This is a genomic window from Roseovarius tibetensis, from assembly GCF_050896375.1.
In the GTDB taxonomy this organism is placed as follows: Bacteria; Pseudomonadota; Alphaproteobacteria; order Rhodobacterales; family Rhodobacteraceae; genus Roseovarius; species Roseovarius tibetensis.
In genome coordinates this window covers 1-19,907 of record NZ_JBPBBB010000051.1, presented here as the reverse complement: position 1 = coordinate 19,907, position 19,907 = coordinate 1, and the positions used below count along the sequence as shown (strand labels likewise).

Below are 19,907 nucleotides of genomic sequence, written 5' to 3'. Positions count from 1 at the left end.
CTACATGGCCGTCGACGAAAGCCTGCGCGGCAAGCTGCACAGCACCAACCCGCTGGAGCGCGTGAACAAGGAGATCAGGCGGCGCACCAACGTCGTCGGGATCTTCCCGAACCGCGAGGCCGTCATCCGCCTCGTGGGCGCGCTGATGCTGGAGCAAAATGATGAGTGGGCGTTCCGGGGCTTTCGCCGCGCCACTGGCGCGACGATCCCCTCCACCCCGCCGCTACATGCCGGTGGAAAAGCTGACCGCAATATGCAAGGATTACACTGAGACGGCAAAGATTGTCGCTCAGTGAACGAGTAACACCAGCTATGAAGAAGCAGGTGGACGCCAGTTCCTACACCATTTCCCGGGACACTACCCACTACCGCGCAGGACGAAATCTGGATGGTTCAATATCGGTACTTGGCAGCAGAGCACGTTGGTATTACTAGACGGGTCGGGAGCGGTGGCCGAGCGGTCGAAGGCAGTGGTCTTGAAAACCACCGTGCGTGTGAACGTACCGTGGGTTCGAATCCCACCCGCTCCGCCACTTGCCCCCGCGAAAGCGTTCTCCCGATCCGGCTGCGGCCGGATTTTCTCGTTGTTTTCGAGGGTTATGCGTGAAGGGCTGAGCACTGGCAGTGGCGCCGGGTGGCGCGGAAGCGGTCTCTCAGGGCCGATATTCTCCGGACCTCATGACTGCGCCGATTTGGTGAATAGCTTGTAAGCAACTGAAAAGAAATATCTTTGCGGAGGTGTCGGCTAAACACTTCGAGGCCGGTGGCATTCGACTGATGGAACGGACATCGAACATTTCTATCGAACTGTGCAAGCTACATCAAGTCGACCGGCACGAATGTTGGAAGAAAGCGATAAAGTTCGATGTATCGCTGCGCATCGCTGGATGGCATCGGCCCGAGATCGAGTTCTGATCCCTCAGGCAACGGAAGTTGGCGCTCTAGATGCGCTATCTCGCGCAGGGTTAGTTTGGGCGCCTGGATGCGGTAAGCCTCTGTCCCCTGCCTCAAGAACATGAGTCGATCAAATGCGCAGGCTTCGTACTCTGCGCGCTTCTCCCGTTCGAAGAAGACACCTCCGAAGGTCACCATCTTTGCACCGTCGTTGTATTGGAAGTTGAAGAGTTGTTCGTAGTTCAGCCGCTTTGCACCTGATCGAACGCCATTGGCAGTCGACAACGCATCGCGGATCTCGCTATCCCCGACGCGACGATAAAACTGTGAAAGACCTGCGCCGCGCAAGGAACTCAAATCGGCACTCGCTGGGATCCGTTCGTTTCCCAACTCGCCGCGGACTTGCTCGAGCATGTCTGTTCCATTCGCGTCGGTCTGCCGGGGGTGCGAATTTACCGTGGCAACGAGAACCGAGCCGTGCGAAGCTGCATGAGCCACGTGACGAATGTCACTAATGACTGAACGGGTCAGCGGTCCGTCATAGTCAAGCCAGATGATCGTTGGCTCCGAAAAATCAATATCGGAGAGCCTTTGTTCCGTTTCGCCGAAGAGCATTTCGATCCCGGAGTAAGGCTTGTTCCACTCAAAGCGAGCGCTCTCGTTTTCCTGCTTCTCGATACTGAGCATCCGGGTAATGCCGAGACTGCGGTGTATCATCCTAAAATCGGCGAAAAAGACCGAGCCGAGCCCGACATACTTATAGTCCTCCAGGACATGAAATCGTAGCCGACGAAATGCTTCGCAGAGCATTACGCGCTCGACATGTTTCGAGGGACGGATGCGATAGTCTATTGAGCGATAACTCGGGGCCATATCGCAGTCGCTACTCCTCGTCTACATATCGCTGATAGGCGTCCTCGAATGCGGCATCGCCCGTATCACGTGCGGACGTCGTTCCCATGGCTTCTTGCAAGGCCTCCACGCGATCCTTGTCCTTTCGAAACTGGATGCTCACCTCCTTCGGTTTTGGCGGCCGCGGGCTTTTCGGATAGTTGAACCTTTGCTCAGTCGTAACCTCTGCAATCGATTTGCTTTGTGCTGCCGCAAGAGCCGCCGTGAGTGGCCGCTCGCCTTCGGGCAGATCACTTTCGCTATCAACCAGGTTCAAGAAGTCGATCACTGGCCGCATGACGCCGGCCATGGTTTCGCGTGTGTCTAGCCAGATTGCGTCGTCGGGATCTATGTCCGTCTTCGTCGTATTCCACGGAAGGCGGCCTGCGTCGTCGCTGTCGAACAGGACATAGCCACGGAAGCGAGCGAATTGATTGTGATAACGCGGAGTTCCGGTGATTGCGTCCAACTCCGTGGGCCTTCCGATCCAGCCTGTCTTCTCAGACTTATCCGCATTCAGGACCAGGCGCCCATTGCAGATGATGTACCAGCCGGCATCGCTCGGGTTGGATCGGCCGACTCCTGCATAAATGCGCGTCTTAACCGGCGCTTCTCCGCCATTGTAGGTCTTCTCAAGATACTCCGGAGAGAACTGATTGTCCGCAATCAGCTGCCACTGGTGGCTTGGGATGGTTGAGCCACAGACCCGCACTGCTAATCCGCGCGCGATGAAAAAACCATGCTTCTGCCGTATCTCGTTCTCCACCCGCGTGCGAAAGTGACTCTGCTCAAACTGGCTTGCCGCATCATCTATCAGATCCGTGACCTCAATGCGCGTGCCGATCACCTTCACACCATTGTTTTGACCGTAGTCGACGAGGTTAAAGTCCCAACTATCCTTTTCCGCCATCCATTTTTTAAGATCGACTTCGAGTCGGAACCAATCTTTTTCAGTCGCAGATTCAACTACATACTTGCGCCCGAAGCTGAAAAGAGCGCGCTTCATGCCGACGCCAAACTGACCGATCGACCCTGCGACGCGGTCCATACCTTCGGCCCTTCCGAAACGAAATGCGTACTCCTGAGCCACTTCGAGGGGTATACCGCCGCAATTATCGCAGATAGAGAAGCTCTGACCATTAAAATCGATTTCGACCCAGAAGTCAGAGAGGTCGGATGCATCCTCAGCGACGCGTTTTGCGCCATCGACCGAATTGTCCAGAAGTTCTACAATCGCAGCCTGGTGAGAGATATCTCTCGTGAGGATATACACGAATAGGTCTTTCGTGGGCTCGACTTTGACCTTCATCGGTTCATTTTCGGGCATGCCGCCTCCTCTCAGCATGATCTTGCATGCAGGGTCTCGACTTCGCAAGCAGGTTGTGGTGAAGCTACTCTTTTCCACGCGTCCCCGTCCCCCGCCACGCACAGTGCTCCTCTGGCCACTTGAACCGCGCTGGAAAAGGGTCGTCGCCGAGTCTTGCCTTGACCGTCTCGCCCAGAGAACACCCGATGCGAAGTTGGTCGTAGAGCGCGAATGGTTGCTTTGTTGCTCGATGCAGAAAAGCGGCGGCTCGAGGCCCCGACGAGGGCGGGACAAGCGGGCCGGTTGCCCATCGTCGCTTTATGAATCTCTTGTGGACAGGTGACACTTGCCGATATCCTTTTCTGAACAGAAGGAAATAGGCTAGCAAGTGGCGAAATCGCAGAAGACGCAGGTCATCGAACACCTGTTCTACAAGCACTGGAACGAGGCCGAAGGCGCGCTCGACAGGACGCTGATGAGTCTGGACGATGTGGCTCAGGCGATCCGTGAATGCAACGATCTCTACGGCTCAACGCTGAGCGACCGGAACCCCGCCAACTTCATGAAGGATTTGCTCCGAGGAGCGAACGCTTCGAAGAACTGGCCTGCATCGGTTGCATCACGACGGTTCACGGGGGTCCAGCGTACGGGTGATGGAGAGTCTTTCGAGTTCATCCCCTACCGGCCTGGTCAGACGGAGCCGTTTCTCGACGCATTCGGAGTTCGCAACGATGCCCCGCGCTACCCGGTGCAATCGATCAGCATACCGCTCGTTACGAAGACTTTGGGGCGCTCCGACGAAACCTGGCTGATCCAGACCGCAATCAATCTACGGGTTGTCGAGACGCACTTTGCAGTCGCGCCCGCGTTTCCACTTCTGGAACTGACCCACCTGCAAATGGGCATCAAACTCCGCTCGACTGAGATCGATGCGCTCTTTCTCGGAAAGACAGGTGACCCGAAAAACCCCGACTCAGTGTTGGTCACGTGCGAGGCGAAGCAGGCCAAGGATCCATTGATACCCAGTCAGATAATCAACCAAGTTCAGGCCGCCTTTGACGAGTCAGAGGTCGAGATCGTCATCCCGATCGGCTTGCGCACAGTAAAAGGTGTCGGTTTTTACCTGACCGAGTTTGAAGCAGTGAAGCGAGCAGACGCATCCGCGCTCGACGAGTTGAACTTAGCCAGCTACGCCATCTACGAACTGCGCCCGCCTGTTAAGGGCGTATAGCTCCTCGATTTCTTCTTGCTTGCGCTTCTTGGCGCCGCTCTTCTTGTTGCGACGCCCTATAGGGTTCTCGACTTGGAAGTGCTGGGATGCCTCGGTGCTTCCCATCGTCAGAAGCCTCTCGTCACCAAGGTCGATTGCCTCTGTCGGCCGTGAAGGTTCAACCCCAAGCGCTTGAATCACCGCCGAAGCGACCGCGCGTGCGAGCGGCGGAGGCACCGCATTTCCGATCTGACGGGCCCCATGCCACTTTGTTGCGTTGAAGCGAAACCAATCAGGGAAGCCGTGAAGACGGGCCATTTCCCTTACAGTCACGCAGCGGGCGTACGCATAATGGATCGGCCTGGGGCTAGTGAAGGCTCCCCGTGCCGAGTCTGTTCCTGCACGAAGCGTGTTCGATACGCCGTCTACAGGCAGCTTGAACAACCGGGAGATTGGCTCAACACGGCCCTGTTCCGTTTCTTGAAATCGACGCCGTGATATTTCCGTGTGCTCGGTTCGAGCGCTAGAGGTCAACCGGTTCGGGTTCCATTTTCTTGGATGCCCGAAGGCCCACGCGTCGTTTCCAATGCCCCGGAGCGCTTCAGCGTATTTGCTCGGCTTGCTGAAAGCCGACGTCTTGACAGTATCCGAAGAGCGAAGTTCCTCGAATGTCTCGGCGTCGGGCAGATCGCCGAGCGCGGCATCGCAGGTCGGTCTGTCGCCTATCGCCGTGGGATATGACGGCAGATTGTTGCCTCTTTTGGCCCCCATAAGGATCAGCCTCTGGCGATCCTGTGGCACGCCGTAATCGGCAGCGTTCAGAACACGCCAAGCCTTCTGGACGTCGTAGCCGGCCGACTCGAACTCCTCAATCAACTCGAATAGGAATTGTCGGTGCTTGCCTACTGTGAGGCCCTTGACGTTCTCGAAGACAAAATAGCCGGCATCGAGTTCTCGCACTATGCGCAAGAAGTCTTTCACGAGTGAGTTTCTCGGATCGTCAAGGGCGCGCTGGCCAATAAGCGAGAACCCTTGGCAGGGAGCGCCGCCGAACACGACGTCCACGGGTCGGTCGCCAATCTCTGCAGCCGCACGGATGTCCAGACCCGAGACGTCCGTGACGGACCGAGGGAGGACGGCACAGCGTGAAAAGTTGTATTTGTGTACTGCAGCGTGGACAGGGTCGAGTTCAACGGCCGCGACCACATCGAAGCCGGCTTGCTCGAAGCCGAGGCTCATGCCCCCTGCGCCTGAGAAAAGATCGACTCCAATCGGTCTCGCCATGTCGTACCCCTATTCGTTTTCACTCAACATATCGGTGCATTGCCAGATTGACCAGCAAAACCTAGCTCCGCAGGAAGGCTTCTACGCGGCTGACGGCGTCTTCAAAATGTCGCAGTTCGCACTGCCAGACGACCAAGGGCTCCCATCCAGCTTCCCTCAGTTCCGTTAAGGCCCTCCTATCGCGTTCTTTGTTTGTTTCAATCTTCGGCTGCCAATATTCCGGCCGGGACTTCGGCAATCTGCCCCACTTGCAGCCATGCCCATGCCAGAAGCAACCATGCACGAACACGACCTTGCGACGACCTGGAAAAACGATGTCCGGGCTACCGGGCAGATTGCGACGATGGAGCCTGAAACGATATCCGAGCCGGTGCAGGGCCCGGCGAAGCGCAAGCTCGGGCTTCGTGTCCTTTTGACCCACCTTTGACATAATGTAAGAGCGGCGCTCCGCCGTTACGTGGTCAGCCATCAGAATGATCGCTTTGGACGTGGCTGGAGCCTCCGAATAACCCCCTGAATATTGTCGCCATGCTGCGCCTCAAATTGTCCGCTTTGGTTCAGGGTCTTCCGAGAACTGACCGGCTGGAACTCCCGAGCTGTGGCGAACGCTGCATTTAACGACTCTCAGTGAAGCGAAGCTATCTTTGAGGTCCACTTTAGCTGGAACGACGCCAGCGTCACTTCCGCCCCTGCGCACCTACCAGGGTCGCCTCGACGATCTCTGTTGCCAGCAGCGTCAGGCTGATGCGTACCTCTCGCGATGCTTCGCCATGTACTCTTCGCTCGGCCACTTCGATCGGTCGGCCGGAAGATGGATCTTCCCCTCATGCTCATGGAATAGTGCGCGTAGGTCAGCAGGCACGCGATTGTGCGCCACAAGCAGACGAAACTGTTCGTCGAGCGAGATCAGGTAGCGATCGAACAGCCAGTGTACCGTCGAGGACAGAGCGATCCCGTTCCGCACGGTGTCGGGACCGCCATGCTGCACTGCCCAGACATGCGCCGCTTGCACCTCGGCGCGTCCACCGCCGTTAATTATCCTGAGTCGCGTCACAGCGCATCGGGCGTCGTACGCCGAAACAACCTGCCGCCGGAAGCTCGCGTCGCGGATCTTCCGGTTCACCAAGATCTCGGCGATGCGGCGCTCCTGTTCTGGTTTGGGCGCCATGAGAAGGGCGCGCGTCGCCTCGTCGGCCTCTTCATGTATCAACCCGAAGCGGCGCGCATTCTCTGGGGCGAGAGTATCGCTTAGACCTCGTCCGACAATGGCAGCGAAGTCGTCTTCGGCCAGTTGTCGAGCGGATCGGCCGCGTAGGGAACGCCCAACGAACGCCTTATCCTTGAGATCGCGGAGCGGCGCCTCGTAGTACCTGCCGCCGTCATTCCAAGGCACGACCTCATCGAAGAAGAGAAACATCGTGATGATCGCATAGTGGTGACCATGCGTCTCCGGGTCGGGCTCTACGCGCTCGACCTTGCCCACGCCGACGTAGCCCATATGGCCGCCGCCGGCGCGCGGCCGGCGGAAAACCACCCAGTCACCCACCGCCTCGTCGACGATCCGCTTGTACTGAGAAGGGAAATGATAGCGCCGTGCGATGTCGTCACGGTAGCCAGAGTCGGGCTTCGTATCGAGGACTAGTTTCATGTGCGAGCCGGCCCCTGCACCGACCTCAGCCAGCGCACCCGTTCCCAGCGTAACCAGGCCACCATCGCCTTGACCATTAATACGAAGGCAGAATCCCCACGGAGAATTGGACGACTCGTGTAAATGTTAACAATAGTCATCAAAGGTCTCGCCCCCTTCCCAGCTCAAACCCTGGATCAGGGTGAATTCCTTCTCAGCACCGTCGCGCGTGAAGAACGTGCCGCAACTCTCATGCACGTACTGGCCATCCTCGAAAGTGATCTGTGCGAGCGACCACGGCTTTATCGCGTCCCCTCCGTGCGACCCAAGGATGAAGATGGCAGTCCCGTCTTCAGACATGGCAGCCCTCCCGACCTTGGTTTCACCCCAAGGTGAAATGACGGCCACAGCACCCTCCTGCAGGCATGGGAAGTATGTCGCGAGCGGCGCTTCATCTTTTGGTTCGGGGCATAGAGGGAACTCCGCTGGCACCTGCCAGTTGCGCTGAACTGCCCCGGGCGTCTTAGATGCGACCAATTTGGGGCGCGGCTCTTCCACGAGTGCAGCACTTCGTCTGAAAATCCAGTCTCCGAGGCTACCGCCGCCGGACGGCCTGCCGGATGCCGCCCAGGCCAGCATTCGCTCAAGGCTGTATTCCGCCTCGTCTTTTGTGACCGTTCGCATCCACTCAAAATCGGCCGTCAGCGTGCCGTTCTTCGGATTGCAAGGGTCGGCGAGGAAATCCTCGATGCTGCCGTAGAGATACTCAATACGTTTGGCAGTGACCGGGTTCAGAAGGATGTTTTCTAGACGGGTTATCCAGCGAAGGTTGTCATGCCGGTTGTTGCGACGGTTGGTATCTATGTGATCGACGATGTGACCCTTGCTCGGCTGCTCACCAAGAAAGGCCGTGGCGACGATCCGGTGCACTTTGTGACCGGAGATCGCCATGTAGCCATCGCTCTTGCTCGGCGTGCCGAAGGTCCAGATCTCATCGAGGGGACGGCGTCTCTTTCCCGCCTTGGCCTGACGGAGCACGGAACCGTTGTCGCGCACACGGTACTCTTCACCGCGGTAAGTGCAGAACTCTTCCATCTCAAAGACATCGACGTCGGGTAGTTGGGTCACCATGGGCCTCCTCAACTCGTACAAGATCACTGCCATCCGGCGATTTCGCGGCACATGGGACCCGTGCGCGGCATCTGTAGCTGAAGGCCGCTCTCCGTCGCTTTCATGAAACCACCCAAACTGTATCCACTGCAAGCTTCATCCGCCGTCCCTGACTTCGCGAAAATGTTCGGGACTGCGTCTTTGGTCTACTTCAGGAGTGCGTCTTTTGATGCGCGTCTGTTAAAGCCCCCACGCCTCACGGGACGGCCGTCGCGTTCACTCTGGCAGTCGACGCAGAGCTTGACGCCTGGCAGGGCGCGTCTGCGAGCTTCCGGTATCGGTTCGTCGCATTCGGCACAATTGGTCAGGCTTTCGCCCTCCGGCAATCGCCTCGCCTGCATCCGTTTCAGTTCGTCCTGAATCGAAGCATCAATCTGCTCGTTTACGGCACCGTCACGGGCCCATCCTCCGGCCATCTCACAACCCCTTTTGTTTAAAATCGTGATATACGCTTCGCGCGACTATAACAAAACCGCCCGCATGTCATAACCATTGGTGCTGTTCCTTCCACACCAGCGGCAACGGCTCCAGCACCCGCGCCAGCGTCACCTCCGGCCCCTCCTTCCCATCTAGGATCGCCTCGACGATGTCGGGCGCAAGCAGCGTGAGGCGCAGGACGCGGGTCATGTAGGAGGGTGCGATCCCCTCGCGCTCAGCCAGTTCGGCGATGGTGGTGAACTCGCCCGACTCCAGCATCCGCTTCCACCGAAACGCGCGGGCCAGCGCCTTGACCAGCGTGCTATCCGTCCGGCGCGACGGCGTGGCGCCCTCGGGCAGCTGCATCTCCTTGCGCCCGCCGCGCTTCGTGATGCGGAACGGAACGTGGAGCGTCATGGTCTCGGGAATCGGCGTGCCGCGTGTCATGCTGCTTCTCCGATACCGCCGGCCTGCATCTCTCGCGCGAGCCCGCCGAGGCCTTCCACGCGAAGCCGCACGTTGAGCCCGTCCGTGCCGATGTCCACCCGCTCCACAAGCAGCGCCACGATGCGCGCCTGCTCGGCGGGGAACAGTTCGTCCCACAGCGGGTCGAGTTGGTGCAGGGCGATGCGGGCATCCGCCTCGGTCATATCGCCGGCATGGGCGCGCGCCGCCTTCCATGTGCCCGCCACGATCTCGGGCTGGCGGAACACGGCGCGGAGCTGGTCGATGACGGCGGCCTCGACCTCGCCTGCGGGTACGCGCCCGACCGGGCAGGATCCAGCGCCATGCTTGAGCACGGTCTGGCTGACATAATATCGGTACAGCCGCCCGCCCTTCCGGGTGTGCGTTGGCGAGAACGCCGCGCCATCGGGTCCGAACAGTAGCCCTTTCAGCAACGCGGGCGTGTCGGCGCGTGTGCGCGCGGCGCGCTTGCGCGGGCTCTCCTGCAGGATCGCATGGACGCGGTCCCACGTCTCGCGGTCGATGATCGCGTCGTGCTCACCGGGATAGCTTTCGCCCTTGTGAACCGCCTCGCCGATATACGCGCGGTTGTTCAGCATCCGGTAGAGGTACTTCTTGTCGATCCGGTTGCCGCGCGGCGTGCGTATGCCACGCTTGCCCACCTCCCGCGCCAGTTCCGTCCCCGAGCCGATCTCGAGGAAGCGCGCGAAGATCCAGCGCACATGGTCAGCGTTTTCCTCATCGACCACCAGCTTCCGGTTCTCGACGCGATAGCCATAGGGCGGCACCCCGCCCATCCACATGCCCTTCTTCCTGCTGGCGGCGACTTTGTCGCGGATGCGTTCGGCGGTGACCTCCCGCTCGAACTGGGCAAAGCTGAGCAGGATGTTCAGCGTCAGCCGCCCCATCGACGTGGTGGTGTTGAACGACTGCGTGACCGAGACGAAAGTGACGTCATTTCGATCGAATACCTCGACCAGCTTGGCGAAATCGGCGAGCGAGCGACTGAGCCGGTCGATCTTGTAGACGACGACTACGTCAACCAGCCCGTCCTCGATGTCCTCCACCAGCCGCTGCAGGCCGGGCCGCTCCAGCGTGCCGCCGGAAATGCCACCGTCGTCATACTGATCGCGGACCAGCACCCAGCCCTCCGCCTTCTGGCTGGTGATGTAGGCTTCGCACGCCTCGCGCTGGGCGTGGAGCGAGTTGAACTCCTGCTCCAGCCCTTCCTCGGATGATTTGCGCGTGTAGATCGCGCAGCGCTGCTTCCGGACGATGGGCTTGGTCATGTGCGGCCCCTCCGGCTCTTCAGCCCGAAGAAGACCCAGCCGTTCCAGCGCGTGCCGGTGATGGCGCGGGCGATGGCCGAGAGCGACTTGTAGGGCCGCCCCTGCCACTCGAAGCCGTCCGCTGTGACGGTGACGACATGCTCGATCCCCTTCCATTCGCGGAGCAGCCGCGTGCCCGTGATGGGTTTCAGGTCCGCGCGAATGCTGCTCTTCTTCCGATCGCCACCGTCGAGTTCTTCTCCGAGCCGCTCCAGCCGCCGGATCGTCTCGGGCTTCAACCCGCCATAGACCAGTTCCTGGATGCGGTAGGCCAGCCGGCTCTCGAGATAACGCCGGTTGAACGGCGGCGGCTCGCTGTCGAACAGGTCGCGCCACTGGGTCTTCAGCGCCGGCGTCGGCGTGGTCTTCAACGCGGCGAGGCGCGCGGGGATGGGGTCATGGGTTGTCATGGTTTTCTCCGTTGTATGGAGTTGCATGAAGGCATCCGTCGGGCGGAGAGTGTAGGCAACTTTCTCCAGACTCGTCAGAAGGTTCGCTGCGCTCGCGCAGCTGCAGCCGAACCAGCCCGAGCGCCAGCAGCCCACACAACTCGGCGCGGCGTTCCACCGGCGTCATCTGGTCGGGTCGAAATGGATTGGGGCGGCGGATGCGGCTGTGTGTATTTGTCATGCCTGCATCTCAGCAGGTTTCGCGGATTTGCCGCTACCTCGGAACGGGTCACCCCACGCCCGGCCGGAAAGGGTGGAACCGTTCCACCCATTCGACGTGTTGAGGCCTTGAGTGGGACACCCTGTTCGCATTATGTTCACCCCGCTCCCAAACCTGATTCATGAGGCCGTTGATGTCGCTGCAAACACTTGATCGAACCCAATGGGCTTATTCCGAAGCGCTGGCCCATGTGCAAAACGTGACGGTGGCGCGACGCGCTGCTGAGGCTGCCAAACTGCCACCGAAGCCCAAGCCAGCGCACGAGCACTGGAACCCTCCGCAGGATCCGACAATCGGCTGGAAGGCGGAGGCGCAGACCGAGTTGCTGGTCGCCTTACGCGATGGCGACCTGATTGCGCAGGGCCGTTACACAGAAGAACGTACCAGCTGGGCGCAAGGCAGCTTCAGCGGGTTCGGGCTGCACTCGGGATATCACAGCAGCATCCGGCCAGAGCAGTGGCGAGAGGGCAAGTATTCGTTTTGGGGCCTGACGGCGCGAGATTGGGAATTCATCGACATCCGCATGCCGCGTTTCATGGTGAAGGCGATATGGCCGGACTTCGTGCCGGAAGCGGCTTCACCGGAAGGAGCGGCGGCTGCTGCCCCATACACCACGCCTTATCTCGACCTGATGGAGGAGGCGATCGCGCATTTTGGCCTGACGGCTGATATCCAAAGCAAGAAGGAAAATCTGTCCGATTGGTTCTACGAGCAGCAGGTCGAGGGCGAGCCGATATCGCGCAATCTGGCGGATGCCATGGCCACACTGATCCGGCTGCCGTCGGCGCAGCGCGGCGGGGCGAAGAGGGTGCAAGGGCCGGACTTGCGCAGCGCGAAGTCGGCTGCGGAAACCAACGGGGGGTGTCCGGAGGTTGACGGAAAGTGACATTGCGACACAAGGGCTTTCAACAAGTTGGACTTTTGAAGCGGGTGATTCCTCCAGAGCGAGATTTCCAGACAAGGCTTTACGCAATCATGCAAAGGACTGTAGCTGGACGGCATGGATATCCGGCTGAATGAACATTTTGACGGGGCGACGCTGCAACGAGGCCGTGACTATGCGCGTCGCGGTCTTGTCGTTTCGGTCGAGCCTCTCGCGAATGGGGCCCTGCGGGCGCGGGTGTCAAACGGACGGGGGGAAAGCTACCAGCAACGCATCACCGTGATGCGGGGTCTGATCGACGGCAGTTGCTCCTGTCCGGTCGGCTACAATTGCAAGCACGTGGTAGCCGCCCTGGTGACGCGGGCAGACCAGCAGACCGGGCAGCCGGGTCTTCCTGCGCCGGTGCAGGGCTGGCTGACGCGTGTCAGGCAGAGCGCCAGCACGGCGCAGGTGCCGGAGGCACGGCCCGAGGATTACCCGCCCGCGGTCAAGGACCGCTTGCTCTATGTCCTGCTTCCGCATGGCCCGCAATTGAAAGTCGACCTATTCAAGGGCCGGATCAATGCGGCCGGAGACGCGCTGAACAAGGCGATCCGGCGCTATGATGCGGGGCATGTCCTGCGCGGCAGCATCCCCGCCAAGTTCATCCGCCCGGTGGATCTGGAATTGCTGTCGGCATTGGCGCAGGCACGGCTCTGGGAGGCCAGCTACAGCCACGGCCTGCCCAGTTTCATGCGTCCGAAAGGCGACGATGCCGTCGCGCTGATACGCCGGCTCTGCGACACGGGTCGGTTCCTGCATGACAACGCGCCCGACGCCCAACTGACCTGGTGCGATGCGCGGCCCGAACCGCGGCTGGCCTGGCGTATGATGGCGGATGGCAGCCAGCGGCTGGGGGTCGAGGATGCGGCCGGTCAGCCGTTGCAACTGCGCGGCATGGACGATGCGACGCTCTGGATCGACACCGGTCGGGGGCAGATCGGCGTGCTCGCGCATGCGGTGGACACGGAGGTGCTGCGCGTCGTGGACGCGGCACCCGAGGTCGCGCCGCATGAAGCGGAGGCGCTTGGCGCGGCGCTGCCCGACACGCTTGCCGGTCTGGACCTGCCGCGCCCGCGGGTGATCCGACAGAGCCGGCGCGCGGCCACGCAGCAATTCGCGCGGCTGACCCTTGGGGCCGAGACGGCGCGCAATGGGCCGCGCTATTGGGGCGGTTCGGTGCAGTTGCCCACGCTGGCCCTGCGCTTCGTCTATGACGGGCAGGAGGTGTGGGATGGCGATACCGACCCGCGCATGATCGCCGACGACGAGATCGTGACCCTGACGCGCGACCTCGCATGGGAAGCGTCCTGCGCCACGACGCTGATGAAGGCGGGCGCAGTGCCGGTCGAGGAGCTTGAGATCCATTGGCCGGGCAAGCGCATGGCGGAGTGCGATTTCGTCTTTGCCGATGGCGAGATGAACCTGCAAAGCCTGGAGATCTCGGACATGCGCGAGGCGCTGGATTTCGCCTTTCGCGTGGTGCCGGAGTTGCGTCGCGACGGCTGGGAGGTGATCGAGACGCCGAAATGGCCCTATCGCCTGAGCGAGGAAGCCGCCGAGCTTGCGGTGACGACGCGCGCCGAGGCGGGCGAGGCCTTTCAGGGTAATGACTGGTTCTCGCTGGGATTCCAGGCCGAGATCGGCGGCAAGCCGGTGGATGTGGCACCTCTGGTCGCGGCGTTCCTGGAACAGGTGCGCGACGAGTGGGAGGATCTGCCGGATGTCGAGACGCTGGCACAGCATCTCGCCTGCCGGCCCGTCTATCTGGACCGGGGCAAACAGGGCTATGTCGCGCTGGATCTCAGCCCGCTGGCGCCGCTGTTGCATCTGTTTTTGACTCATCATGCGGAGCTGGGCGCGCTGCACCCGTCGGATGCCAGTGTCGCAAGGCTGGCCGAGGAGGCGCTGGCCGGCAGCGACATCCGCTTTGCCGACAAGGCCGGCATCCTGCCGCTGGCGCGCAGCCTGCAGGCGTTGGCCGAGGCCGACAGCTTTGCGCCACCTGCGGGCCTGACCGCAGATCTGCGCGACTATCAGGCCTACGGCGCGGCCTGGATGGGCAGCCTGCTGGAGGCCGGGTTCGGTGGCGTGCTGGCCGATGACATGGGGCTGGGCAAGACGGTGCAGGTGCTGGCCCTGTTGCAGGCGCGGGTCGAGTCCGAGGCGCCCGGACCGGCGTTATTGATCGTGCCGACGAGCCTGCTGCACAGCTGGCAGACACAGGCCGCGCAGTTCACGCCCGACCTGCGGTTGGTCATCCTGCATGGCACGGGCCGGGCGGCCCGGCGTGAGGCCGCGCTCGAGGCCGATCTCGTGGTGACCACCTATCCGCTGCTTGCCCGCGACCGCGACTGGCTTGCGGCGCAGGACTGGCCGTTGGTGGTCCTCGATGAGGCACAGACACTCAAGAACCCAGCCTCGCAAATGGCGAAAACCCTGCGCGAGATCCCCGCCCGCGGGCGGCTGGCGCTGACCGGCACCCCGCTGGAGAACTCGTTGCAGGATCTCTGGACGCTGATCGACTGGGTGAATCCCGGATTGCTGGGGGATCGCAAGCGCTTTCAGACGCTGTTCCGTACGCCCATCGAAAAGCACGGCGACGCCTCTGCGCAGGCGCGTCTGAACCGCCGCCTGCGCCCCTTTCTGCTGCGCCGCACCAAGGAAGAGGTTGCGGCAGAGTTGCCGGCCAAGACCGAAATCCTCGACCGTGTCGATCTGCCGAAATCCCAGCAGGCGCTTTATGAAACGGTGCGCAGCGCGATGGATGCCCGGGTCCGCGATGCCATCGACAAGAAGGGGCTGGCCGCGGCGCGGATCACGGTTCTGGATGCGCTGCTGAAGCTGCGCCAGGTCTGCTGCGACCCGGGCCTGGTCAAGACCGAAGCCGCGCGGTCGGTGACCGAGAGCGCCAAACGCGCCCGGCTGCGCGTGCTTCTGGGCGAGCTGGTCGCCGAAGGGCGCCGCGTGCTGGTGTTTTCGCAATTCGTCGAGATGCTGCGCCTGATCGAAGGCGATCTGGCCGATGCGGGGATCGCCAGCCTGTCGCTCACGGGTCAGACCGAAAAACGCGCCGAGGTGCTCGAGGCCTTCGCGCAAGGGACCGCGCCGGTCTTCCTGCTCAGCCTGAAGGCGGGCGGGGTCGGCCTGACCCTGACCGAGGCCGACACGGTCATCCTCTACGATCCGTGGTGGAACCCGGCGGTTGAGCGTCAGGCGATGGACCGCACCCACCGGATTGGCCAGGACAAGCCGGTCTTCGTGCACCGTCTCGTGGCAGCCGGCACGGTCGAGGAAAAGATCCTCGACATGCAGGCGCGCAAGCAGGCGCTGGCGGATGCCCTGTTCGACGATGAAGGCGGTGCCGCAGAGACATTGTTGGACGAAGCCACACTGCAGGATCTCTTCGCCCCGCTGAACGGATGATGGATGCCGGGTCGATAAGGACATTGCCACGTCGCTGAAATAGCTTGCTGAGCATTGTTGTGGTTCACAACAATGCCCCGAACACGGACATCGTTGGCATCTCCAACGATGTTGACAGCCGGCGACCCAAAGCTGCGAGCCCAAAGCAACCCTTCGCCGCAAGTGCAGCCTCGACTGAGCTGAGCGGCGGCTGAGCGCGGGAAACTGACCCTGCAAAGTTGCGAAGCTTGGTCGACTTCTTCGAAGTGCCCGGCCCCGACCTGCCGCTCGTAGACAGCGCGGCGAATGACCGCTCCCACGATTATCCCTGCCGGCCGCGCCACTGTCACTTTTCTTGCCAGGCAAGTGTGGCTCAAGCCGCGTTCAAACCTCGTCCGACACCACAGATCGCTGATCGTCCCTTCAAACCTCCCTTTTGGAAGGTTGAATCAAAACCTGCGCGGTTCGGGAATCCCGAATGTCCACAGGCCCTAATTCTGCCGTCGTCAAATTCGAGGTGGTCGCCCATCTCCAACTCACCTCCCGACGGCAATCATCGCACCCTAAAAGCGCAAACAATCACTGAGCTTTGTCACAAGATACGGCACAGCCAGCACATCCGGGTCCGCATCATTTGGATGTTACATTACTGCGATACTTGCCGGGTCATAAGGAGGCCCAAAAATGCTTAACATTACCAATCTGAGCAAGTGCTATGGCGACGTTACTGCTCTGAACGATGTCTCTTTCGACATCGGGGAATCGGGTGTCGTGGCCGTGATCGGGCGTTCAGGCGCGGGCAAATCCACGCTGTTGCGCATGATAAATCGGCTAGATAAGCCCAGCAGCGGCAGGATCGTCTTCGAAAGTGAGGACATTCTGGCTTTGACCGGGGCCGCGCTGCGGCGCTGGCGGGCGTCTGCGGCCATGGTATTTCAGGGCTACAATCTGGCACCACGGCTTGACGTACTCACGAACGTGCTGGTCGGGGCAAGCGTGGACACGTCGGCGTTGCGCCGTCTTTCGGGCATTCATACCGAAGCGGACCGTCTGCGCGCCGCGGCGCATCTCGACGATCTCGACCTTCTGGACAAGGCGCTCGTGCGTGCCGAGCGTCTTTCGGGTGGCCAGCAACAGCGCGTGGCGATCGCCCGGGCGCTGATGCAGCGACCCCGCCTCATACTGGCGGATGAGCCGGTGGCGTCGCTCGACCCGCAAAATGCCACCATCGTGATGGATACCCTGGCGCGCATCGCCCACGACCGTAACCTTCCGGTGCTTTGCAACCTGCACAGTCTGGAATTGGCGCGAAGATATGCTGGCCGTGCCATCGGGCTGTCCTCGGGTCGGGTGGTTTTCGATGGTCCGATTTCGACGCTGACCGAAACCGCCGTAGCACGTATATACGGCATTCAACCCAGCAACGACGGCGCTGTCCGCGCGCGACAGAAACCTGCTCCTCGCGCGGTTGAAATGGCCGAGTGACCCGTAACGATCCCAACCTTGATGCACTTCGATGAAAGGAATCACCATGAGACTCACACCAATTCTTGCAACGCTATTCGGCGTCGCGCTGGCAGGCGGTGCCGTAGCCGAAGGCTGGCGCGATACTGTGACGGAAATCGGCTTCGGCGTAATACCCGTCGAAACCCAGACCGAGACATCCGACACCATGGACGGCTTTGCTGCTTATGCGAGCGAAAAGCTGGGCGTTCCGGTCAAGGTATACACTGCTACTGAATTCATTGGCGTGAACAACGCGCTGATCTCGGGGCAGATCGACATGGCGTGGACCAGCCCGTCGGCCTATTCGGGATCATGGCTGGAATGCGGCGGCTGTGTCGAGCCGTTGGTGACCGCGACCGACAAGGATGGCAATCTTGGCTACAACTCGGTCCTGATCGTGCAGGCCGACAGCCCGTACCAGACATTCGAGGATCTTGAAGGCAAGCTTGTGGCGCGCACCGACCCTAATTCTAATTCGGGCTATCTCGTGCCAACAGTACAATTCGAACAGATGGGTCACCCCATCGATGAGTACTTCCAATCGCCGGTCTCCGGCGGTCACACGCAGTCTGTGCTGGGAGTTCTGGAAGGCAATTATGAAGGTGCCTTCACCTGGACCACAAAAGGCGACGGCTATGGCCAGCTGCGCACCATGATGGACAAGGGAATGTTGAACCGTGATGATATCCGCGTCATCTGGACTTCCGACATCCTCCCGCCGCCGCCGCTGATCGTGCGCTCGGACATGCCCGCCGACCTGCGCGCGGAGCTCAAAGATCTGTTCATGAACCTGCACAAGGAAAACATGGACTTGGCCGAGGCTGTGGCGAAAGGCGAGACACAGGGCTTCGTCCCCATCGATCACGAGACTTACGAAGTCACGGTCGCGCTACGCAAGAAGATGCGCGCCATGCGCAAGTCCAACTGAATCGCGCGTAATATTCAGGCGGCCTCCGTATCAGGGGGCCGCACCTCATTTTGCAAATCGGACATGTGCATGGCCCTTTCAAACCCGCAGATGGAACGGTTCGAAGCTACATTTCACGCGCACCGCGCTCACACTCGGAAGGTCAGCCTGGTGGGGGTCGGCGTGCTCGCGCTCTGCCTCGCCGGCGCGGTCGAGGTCAGCGGCTTTAGTCTTGGACGACTGATCGAGGGCCTGCCGCGCGTCGGGGACTTCCTGTTTGGTCTCGTGCCTCCTCTGCAGCTCGAGACACTTGGGGCAGATCTCGCAAGCTGGTTTTGGGGGTTGCGCGAGTGGCTGGAGCTGGTTTGGACGACGTTGATGATCGCGTTTTTCGGCACATCTGTCGGTACGATACTGGGGGCCACCGCCAGCTTCTTTGCCGCACGCGGTCTGGGCGGCGGCCGATGGACCGGAACCATCCTGCGCCGCACCCTAGAAGTCGCCCGCACTGTGCCAGATCTGGTCTGGGCGCTGATCTTCATGTTCGCGTTCGGTCTGGGACCGCTAGCGGGTGCGCTGGCCATAATGCTACACACCTTTGGCGCACAGGGCAAACTGTTCGCCGATGTTAACGAAAACGTCGACATGCTGCCACTGGAAGGTGTGCGCGCGGCCGGCGGGACCTGGTTCGACGAAATGCTGACCGGTCTACTGCCGCAGGTCCTTCCGAATTATGTCTCGTATTCCCTGTGGCGTTTCGAAATGAACGTGCGCAGTGCCACGGTCGTCGGGTTTGTCGGCGCAGGTGGTATCGGTATGACGCTCTACGAGTCCCTGAGCCTTGGTTACTATGATGACGCAGGAGCGATACTGCTGCTGGTATTCGCGGTCGTTTCACTAAACGATATATTCAGCGAATGGTTGCGTCTGCGCATCGCAGGAGCCCAGGATGACTGATATAAAATATTTTGATGATATGGGCGCGCCGCGTCGCAATGAGCTAGTGAAAGCCATTCGGTCGCCTCTGGCAAGCCAAGTGCGCTTCGCGATGGCTGTTGTGGCGGGAACCGCTCTTCTGTTTTATTCCGCGTGGGTGTGCGAGGTGTTCAGCCCAAAATTTCTGAACGGCCTGCCCAAGCTGGGCGACGCGCTCGCGATGATGCTGGTGCCCTCCGGTTTCGAATATCTGCCCGAGTTTCTCTGGGCGCTGCTTGAGACCGTTGCCATGGCCTTTCTCGGAACGGTCCTTGGCGCAACTCTGGCGGTGCCGCTGGCGCTGGTCTCGTCACGCACAACCTTCCCAATCCGGGCCGCACAGTTCCTGTTTCGGCGTTTCTCGGATTCCCTGCGCAGCCTCGATTACCTCATCTGGGCGCTGGTTTTTGTGCGAGCGATCGGGCTGGGACCCTTGGCGGGGATCATGGCGATCGCGCTTGTGGAGGCGGGCACACTGGCGAAACTTTATTCGGAGGCATTGGACAACACGACGCGCAAGCCGGTGGAAGGAGTGCGCGCATCTGGCGGTTCGTGGTTCGACGGTCTTCGCCTGGGGATCCTGCCTCAGGTGCTGCCCAACATGTTGGCGGCAACCCTTTACATGTGGGAATCGAACACCCGTTCCGCCACCATCCTCGGGATCGTCGGGGCTGGTGGGATAGGCTATCAGCTTGCGGACCGTTTGCGCGTATACGAGTTCGGTCAGGCAAGTCTGATCATTATTCTGATCATCATAACGGTATACGCAATTGACGCACTGTCTGCGTGGTTGCGGTTGCGCCTTATCAAAGGCGAATAAAAGGGAGGCCAACCGGGTCCGATGGTTTTTCGCTGAGCTATGCCGGAATCTGGGTGACGCGGCCTGATCAAGCGGCGCGGTTTGCAGTGTCATTTTCGGCGACACCGTCGG

The 19,907-nt window shown here is 60.8% G+C and carries 18 protein-coding genes and 1 tRNA gene; 9 read left to right on the top strand and 10 right to left on the bottom strand.

Annotated elements, in window-relative coordinates:
- Both ACROSR_RS18310 and ACROSR_RS18305 read left to right on the top strand, forming a co-directional pair.
- Positions 1–271 (top strand): transposase (locus ACROSR_RS18310; protein WP_432687334.1); only part of this gene is annotated, 271 nt, incomplete at its 5' end.
- 172 nt (positions 272–443) lie between these two features.
- Positions 444–533 (top strand) — tRNA-Ser (locus tag ACROSR_RS18305).
- A 283-nt stretch (positions 534–816) separates the two neighbouring features.
- Here the strand turns inward: ACROSR_RS18305 and ACROSR_RS18300 are convergent.
- Together ACROSR_RS18300 and ACROSR_RS18295 are read right to left on the bottom strand one after the other, a co-directional pair.
- Positions 817–1,767 carry an O-methyltransferase gene (locus ACROSR_RS18300; protein WP_432687333.1) on the bottom strand — a complete coding sequence of 317 codons (951 nt, stop codon included), beginning with the start codon at positions 1,765–1,767 and terminating at the stop codon, positions 817–819.
- Between the two features lie 10 nt (positions 1,768–1,777).
- A complete protein-coding gene (locus ACROSR_RS18295) occupies positions 1,778–3,112 on the bottom strand; it encodes an ATP-binding protein (protein ID WP_432687332.1) in 1,335 nt (444 codons plus the stop codon).
- A gap of 367 nt (positions 3,113–3,479) precedes the next feature.
- On the opposite strand from ACROSR_RS18295, the gene ACROSR_RS18290 reads away from it, so the two are divergent.
- A complete protein-coding gene (locus tag ACROSR_RS18290) occupies positions 3,480–4,322 on the top strand; it encodes a hypothetical protein (protein ID WP_432687331.1) in 843 nt (280 codons plus the stop codon).
- Here ACROSR_RS18290 and ACROSR_RS18285 read toward each other — a convergent pair.
- The 8 genes from ACROSR_RS18285 to ACROSR_RS18250 form a co-directional block, all read right to left on the bottom strand.
- Positions 4,272–5,585: a DNA cytosine methyltransferase gene (locus ACROSR_RS18285; protein WP_432687330.1), complete on the bottom strand. Its 1,314-nt coding sequence runs from the start codon at positions 5,583–5,585 to the stop codon at positions 4,272–4,274. The genes ACROSR_RS18290 and ACROSR_RS18285 overlap by 51 nt on opposite strands.
- Before the next feature lie 61 nt (positions 5,586–5,646).
- Positions 5,647–6,054: a very short patch repair endonuclease gene (locus tag ACROSR_RS18280; protein WP_432687329.1), complete on the bottom strand. Its 408-nt coding sequence runs from the start codon at positions 6,052–6,054 to the stop codon at positions 5,647–5,649.
- A 267-nt stretch (positions 6,055–6,321) separates the two neighbouring features.
- Positions 6,322–7,233, bottom strand: coding sequence for an HNH endonuclease (locus ACROSR_RS18275; RefSeq protein WP_432687328.1), 912 nt, complete (start codon positions 7,231–7,233; stop codon positions 6,322–6,324).
- Between the two features lie 126 nt (positions 7,234–7,359).
- Positions 7,360–8,340, bottom strand: coding sequence for an HNH endonuclease signature motif containing protein (locus ACROSR_RS18270; protein ID WP_432687327.1), 981 nt, complete (start codon positions 8,338–8,340; stop codon positions 7,360–7,362).
- A 188-nt stretch (positions 8,341–8,528) separates the two neighbouring features.
- Entirely contained in the window at positions 8,529–8,798 is a 270-nt protein-coding gene (locus ACROSR_RS18265) for a DksA/TraR family C4-type zinc finger protein (protein WP_432687326.1), read from the bottom strand.
- Positions 8,799–8,865: 67 nt separating this feature from the next.
- A complete protein-coding gene (locus ACROSR_RS18260) occupies positions 8,866–9,246 on the bottom strand; it encodes a hypothetical protein (RefSeq protein WP_432687325.1) in 381 nt (126 codons plus the stop codon).
- The gene (locus ACROSR_RS18255; protein ID WP_432687324.1) at positions 9,243–10,553 is read right to left on the bottom strand and encodes a recombinase family protein; all 1,311 of its coding nucleotides are present in this window, start codon (positions 10,551–10,553) and stop codon (positions 9,243–9,245) included. The genes ACROSR_RS18260 and ACROSR_RS18255 overlap by 4 nt, the downstream gene beginning before the upstream one ends.
- The gene (locus ACROSR_RS18250) at positions 10,550–11,002 is read right to left on the bottom strand and encodes a DUF2924 domain-containing protein (protein ID WP_432687323.1); all 453 of its coding nucleotides are present in this window, start codon (positions 11,000–11,002) and stop codon (positions 10,550–10,552) included. The genes ACROSR_RS18255 and ACROSR_RS18250 overlap by 4 nt, the downstream gene beginning before the upstream one ends.
- A 392-nt stretch (positions 11,003–11,394) precedes the next feature.
- Here ACROSR_RS18250 and ACROSR_RS18245 point away from each other — a divergent pair, with 392 nt between their 5' ends.
- The 6 genes from ACROSR_RS18245 to phnE (ACROSR_RS18220) all read left to right on the top strand — a co-directional run bounded on the left by ACROSR_RS18245 (position 11,395) and on the right by phnE (ACROSR_RS18220) (position 19,796).
- Positions 11,395–12,147, top strand: coding sequence for a hypothetical protein (locus tag ACROSR_RS18245; protein ID WP_432687322.1), 753 nt, complete (start codon positions 11,395–11,397; stop codon positions 12,145–12,147).
- A 114-nt stretch (positions 12,148–12,261) separates the two neighbouring features.
- Complete coding sequence (locus ACROSR_RS18240) at positions 12,262–15,609, top strand: DEAD/DEAH box helicase (protein ID WP_432687321.1); 3,348 nt, start codon at positions 12,262–12,264, stop codon at positions 15,607–15,609.
- Positions 15,610–16,272: 663 nt separating this feature from the next.
- Positions 16,273–17,073 carry a phosphonate ABC transporter ATP-binding protein gene (gene phnC / locus ACROSR_RS18235; RefSeq protein ID WP_432687320.1) on the top strand — a complete coding sequence of 267 codons (801 nt, stop codon included), beginning with the start codon at positions 16,273–16,275 and terminating at the stop codon, positions 17,071–17,073.
- A 31-nt stretch (positions 17,074–17,104) separates the two neighbouring features.
- Positions 17,105–18,022, top strand: a complete 918-nt coding sequence (gene phnD / locus ACROSR_RS18230) for a phosphate/phosphite/phosphonate ABC transporter substrate-binding protein (protein ID WP_432687319.1) — start codon at positions 17,105–17,107, stop codon at positions 18,020–18,022.
- Between the two features lie 63 nt (positions 18,023–18,085).
- The gene (gene phnE, locus ACROSR_RS18225; protein ID WP_432687318.1) at positions 18,086–18,958 is read left to right on the top strand and encodes a phosphonate ABC transporter, permease protein PhnE; all 873 of its coding nucleotides are present in this window, start codon (positions 18,086–18,088) and stop codon (positions 18,956–18,958) included.
- On the top strand, positions 18,951–19,796 hold the full coding sequence (gene phnE, locus ACROSR_RS18220) for a phosphonate ABC transporter, permease protein PhnE (RefSeq protein ID WP_432687317.1): 846 nt from the start codon (positions 18,951–18,953) through the stop codon (positions 19,794–19,796). Before phnE (ACROSR_RS18225) ends, phnE (ACROSR_RS18220) begins: the two co-directional genes overlap by 8 nt.
- Positions 19,797–19,907 lie beyond the last annotated feature (111 nt).

Excerpts from the sequence above, each read along its gene's own strand:
- ACROSR_RS18300 (WP_432687333.1), bottom strand. The coding sequence starts at position 1,767 with ATGGCCCCGAGTTATCGCTCAATAGACTATCGCATCCGTCCCTCGAAA.
- ACROSR_RS18295 (WP_432687332.1), bottom strand. The coding sequence starts at position 3,112 with ATGCCCGAAAATGAACCGATGAAGGTCAAAGTCGAGCCCACGAAAGAC.
- ACROSR_RS18285 (WP_432687330.1), bottom strand. The coding sequence starts at position 5,585 with ATGGCGAGACCGATTGGAGTCGATCTTTTCTCAGGCGCAGGGGGCATG.
- ACROSR_RS18280 (WP_432687329.1), bottom strand. The coding sequence starts at position 6,054 with ATGGCTGACCACGTAACGGCGGAGCGCCGCTCTTACATTATGTCAAAG.
- ACROSR_RS18275 (WP_432687328.1), bottom strand. The coding sequence starts at position 7,233 with ATGAAACTAGTCCTCGATACGAAGCCCGACTCTGGCTACCGTGACGAC.
- ACROSR_RS18265 (WP_432687326.1), bottom strand. The coding sequence starts at position 8,798 with ATGGCCGGAGGATGGGCCCGTGACGGTGCCGTAAACGAGCAGATTGAT.
- ACROSR_RS18260 (WP_432687325.1), bottom strand. The coding sequence starts at position 9,246 with ATGACACGCGGCACGCCGATTCCCGAGACCATGACGCTCCACGTTCCG.
- ACROSR_RS18255 (WP_432687324.1), bottom strand. The coding sequence starts at position 10,553 with ATGACCAAGCCCATCGTCCGGAAGCAGCGCTGCGCGATCTACACGCGC.
- ACROSR_RS18250 (WP_432687323.1), bottom strand. The coding sequence starts at position 11,002 with ATGACAACCCATGACCCCATCCCCGCGCGCCTCGCCGCGTTGAAGACC.
- ACROSR_RS18245 (WP_432687322.1), top strand. The coding sequence starts at position 11,395 with ATGTCGCTGCAAACACTTGATCGAACCCAATGGGCTTATTCCGAAGCG.
- ACROSR_RS18240 (WP_432687321.1), top strand. The coding sequence starts at position 12,262 with ATGGATATCCGGCTGAATGAACATTTTGACGGGGCGACGCTGCAACGA.
- phnC (WP_432687320.1), top strand. The coding sequence starts at position 16,273 with ATGCTTAACATTACCAATCTGAGCAAGTGCTATGGCGACGTTACTGCT.
- phnD (WP_432687319.1), top strand. The coding sequence starts at position 17,105 with ATGAAAGGAATCACCATGAGACTCACACCAATTCTTGCAACGCTATTC.
- phnE (WP_432687318.1), top strand. The coding sequence starts at position 18,086 with ATGTGCATGGCCCTTTCAAACCCGCAGATGGAACGGTTCGAAGCTACA.
- phnE (WP_432687317.1), top strand. The coding sequence starts at position 18,951 with ATGACTGATATAAAATATTTTGATGATATGGGCGCGCCGCGTCGCAAT.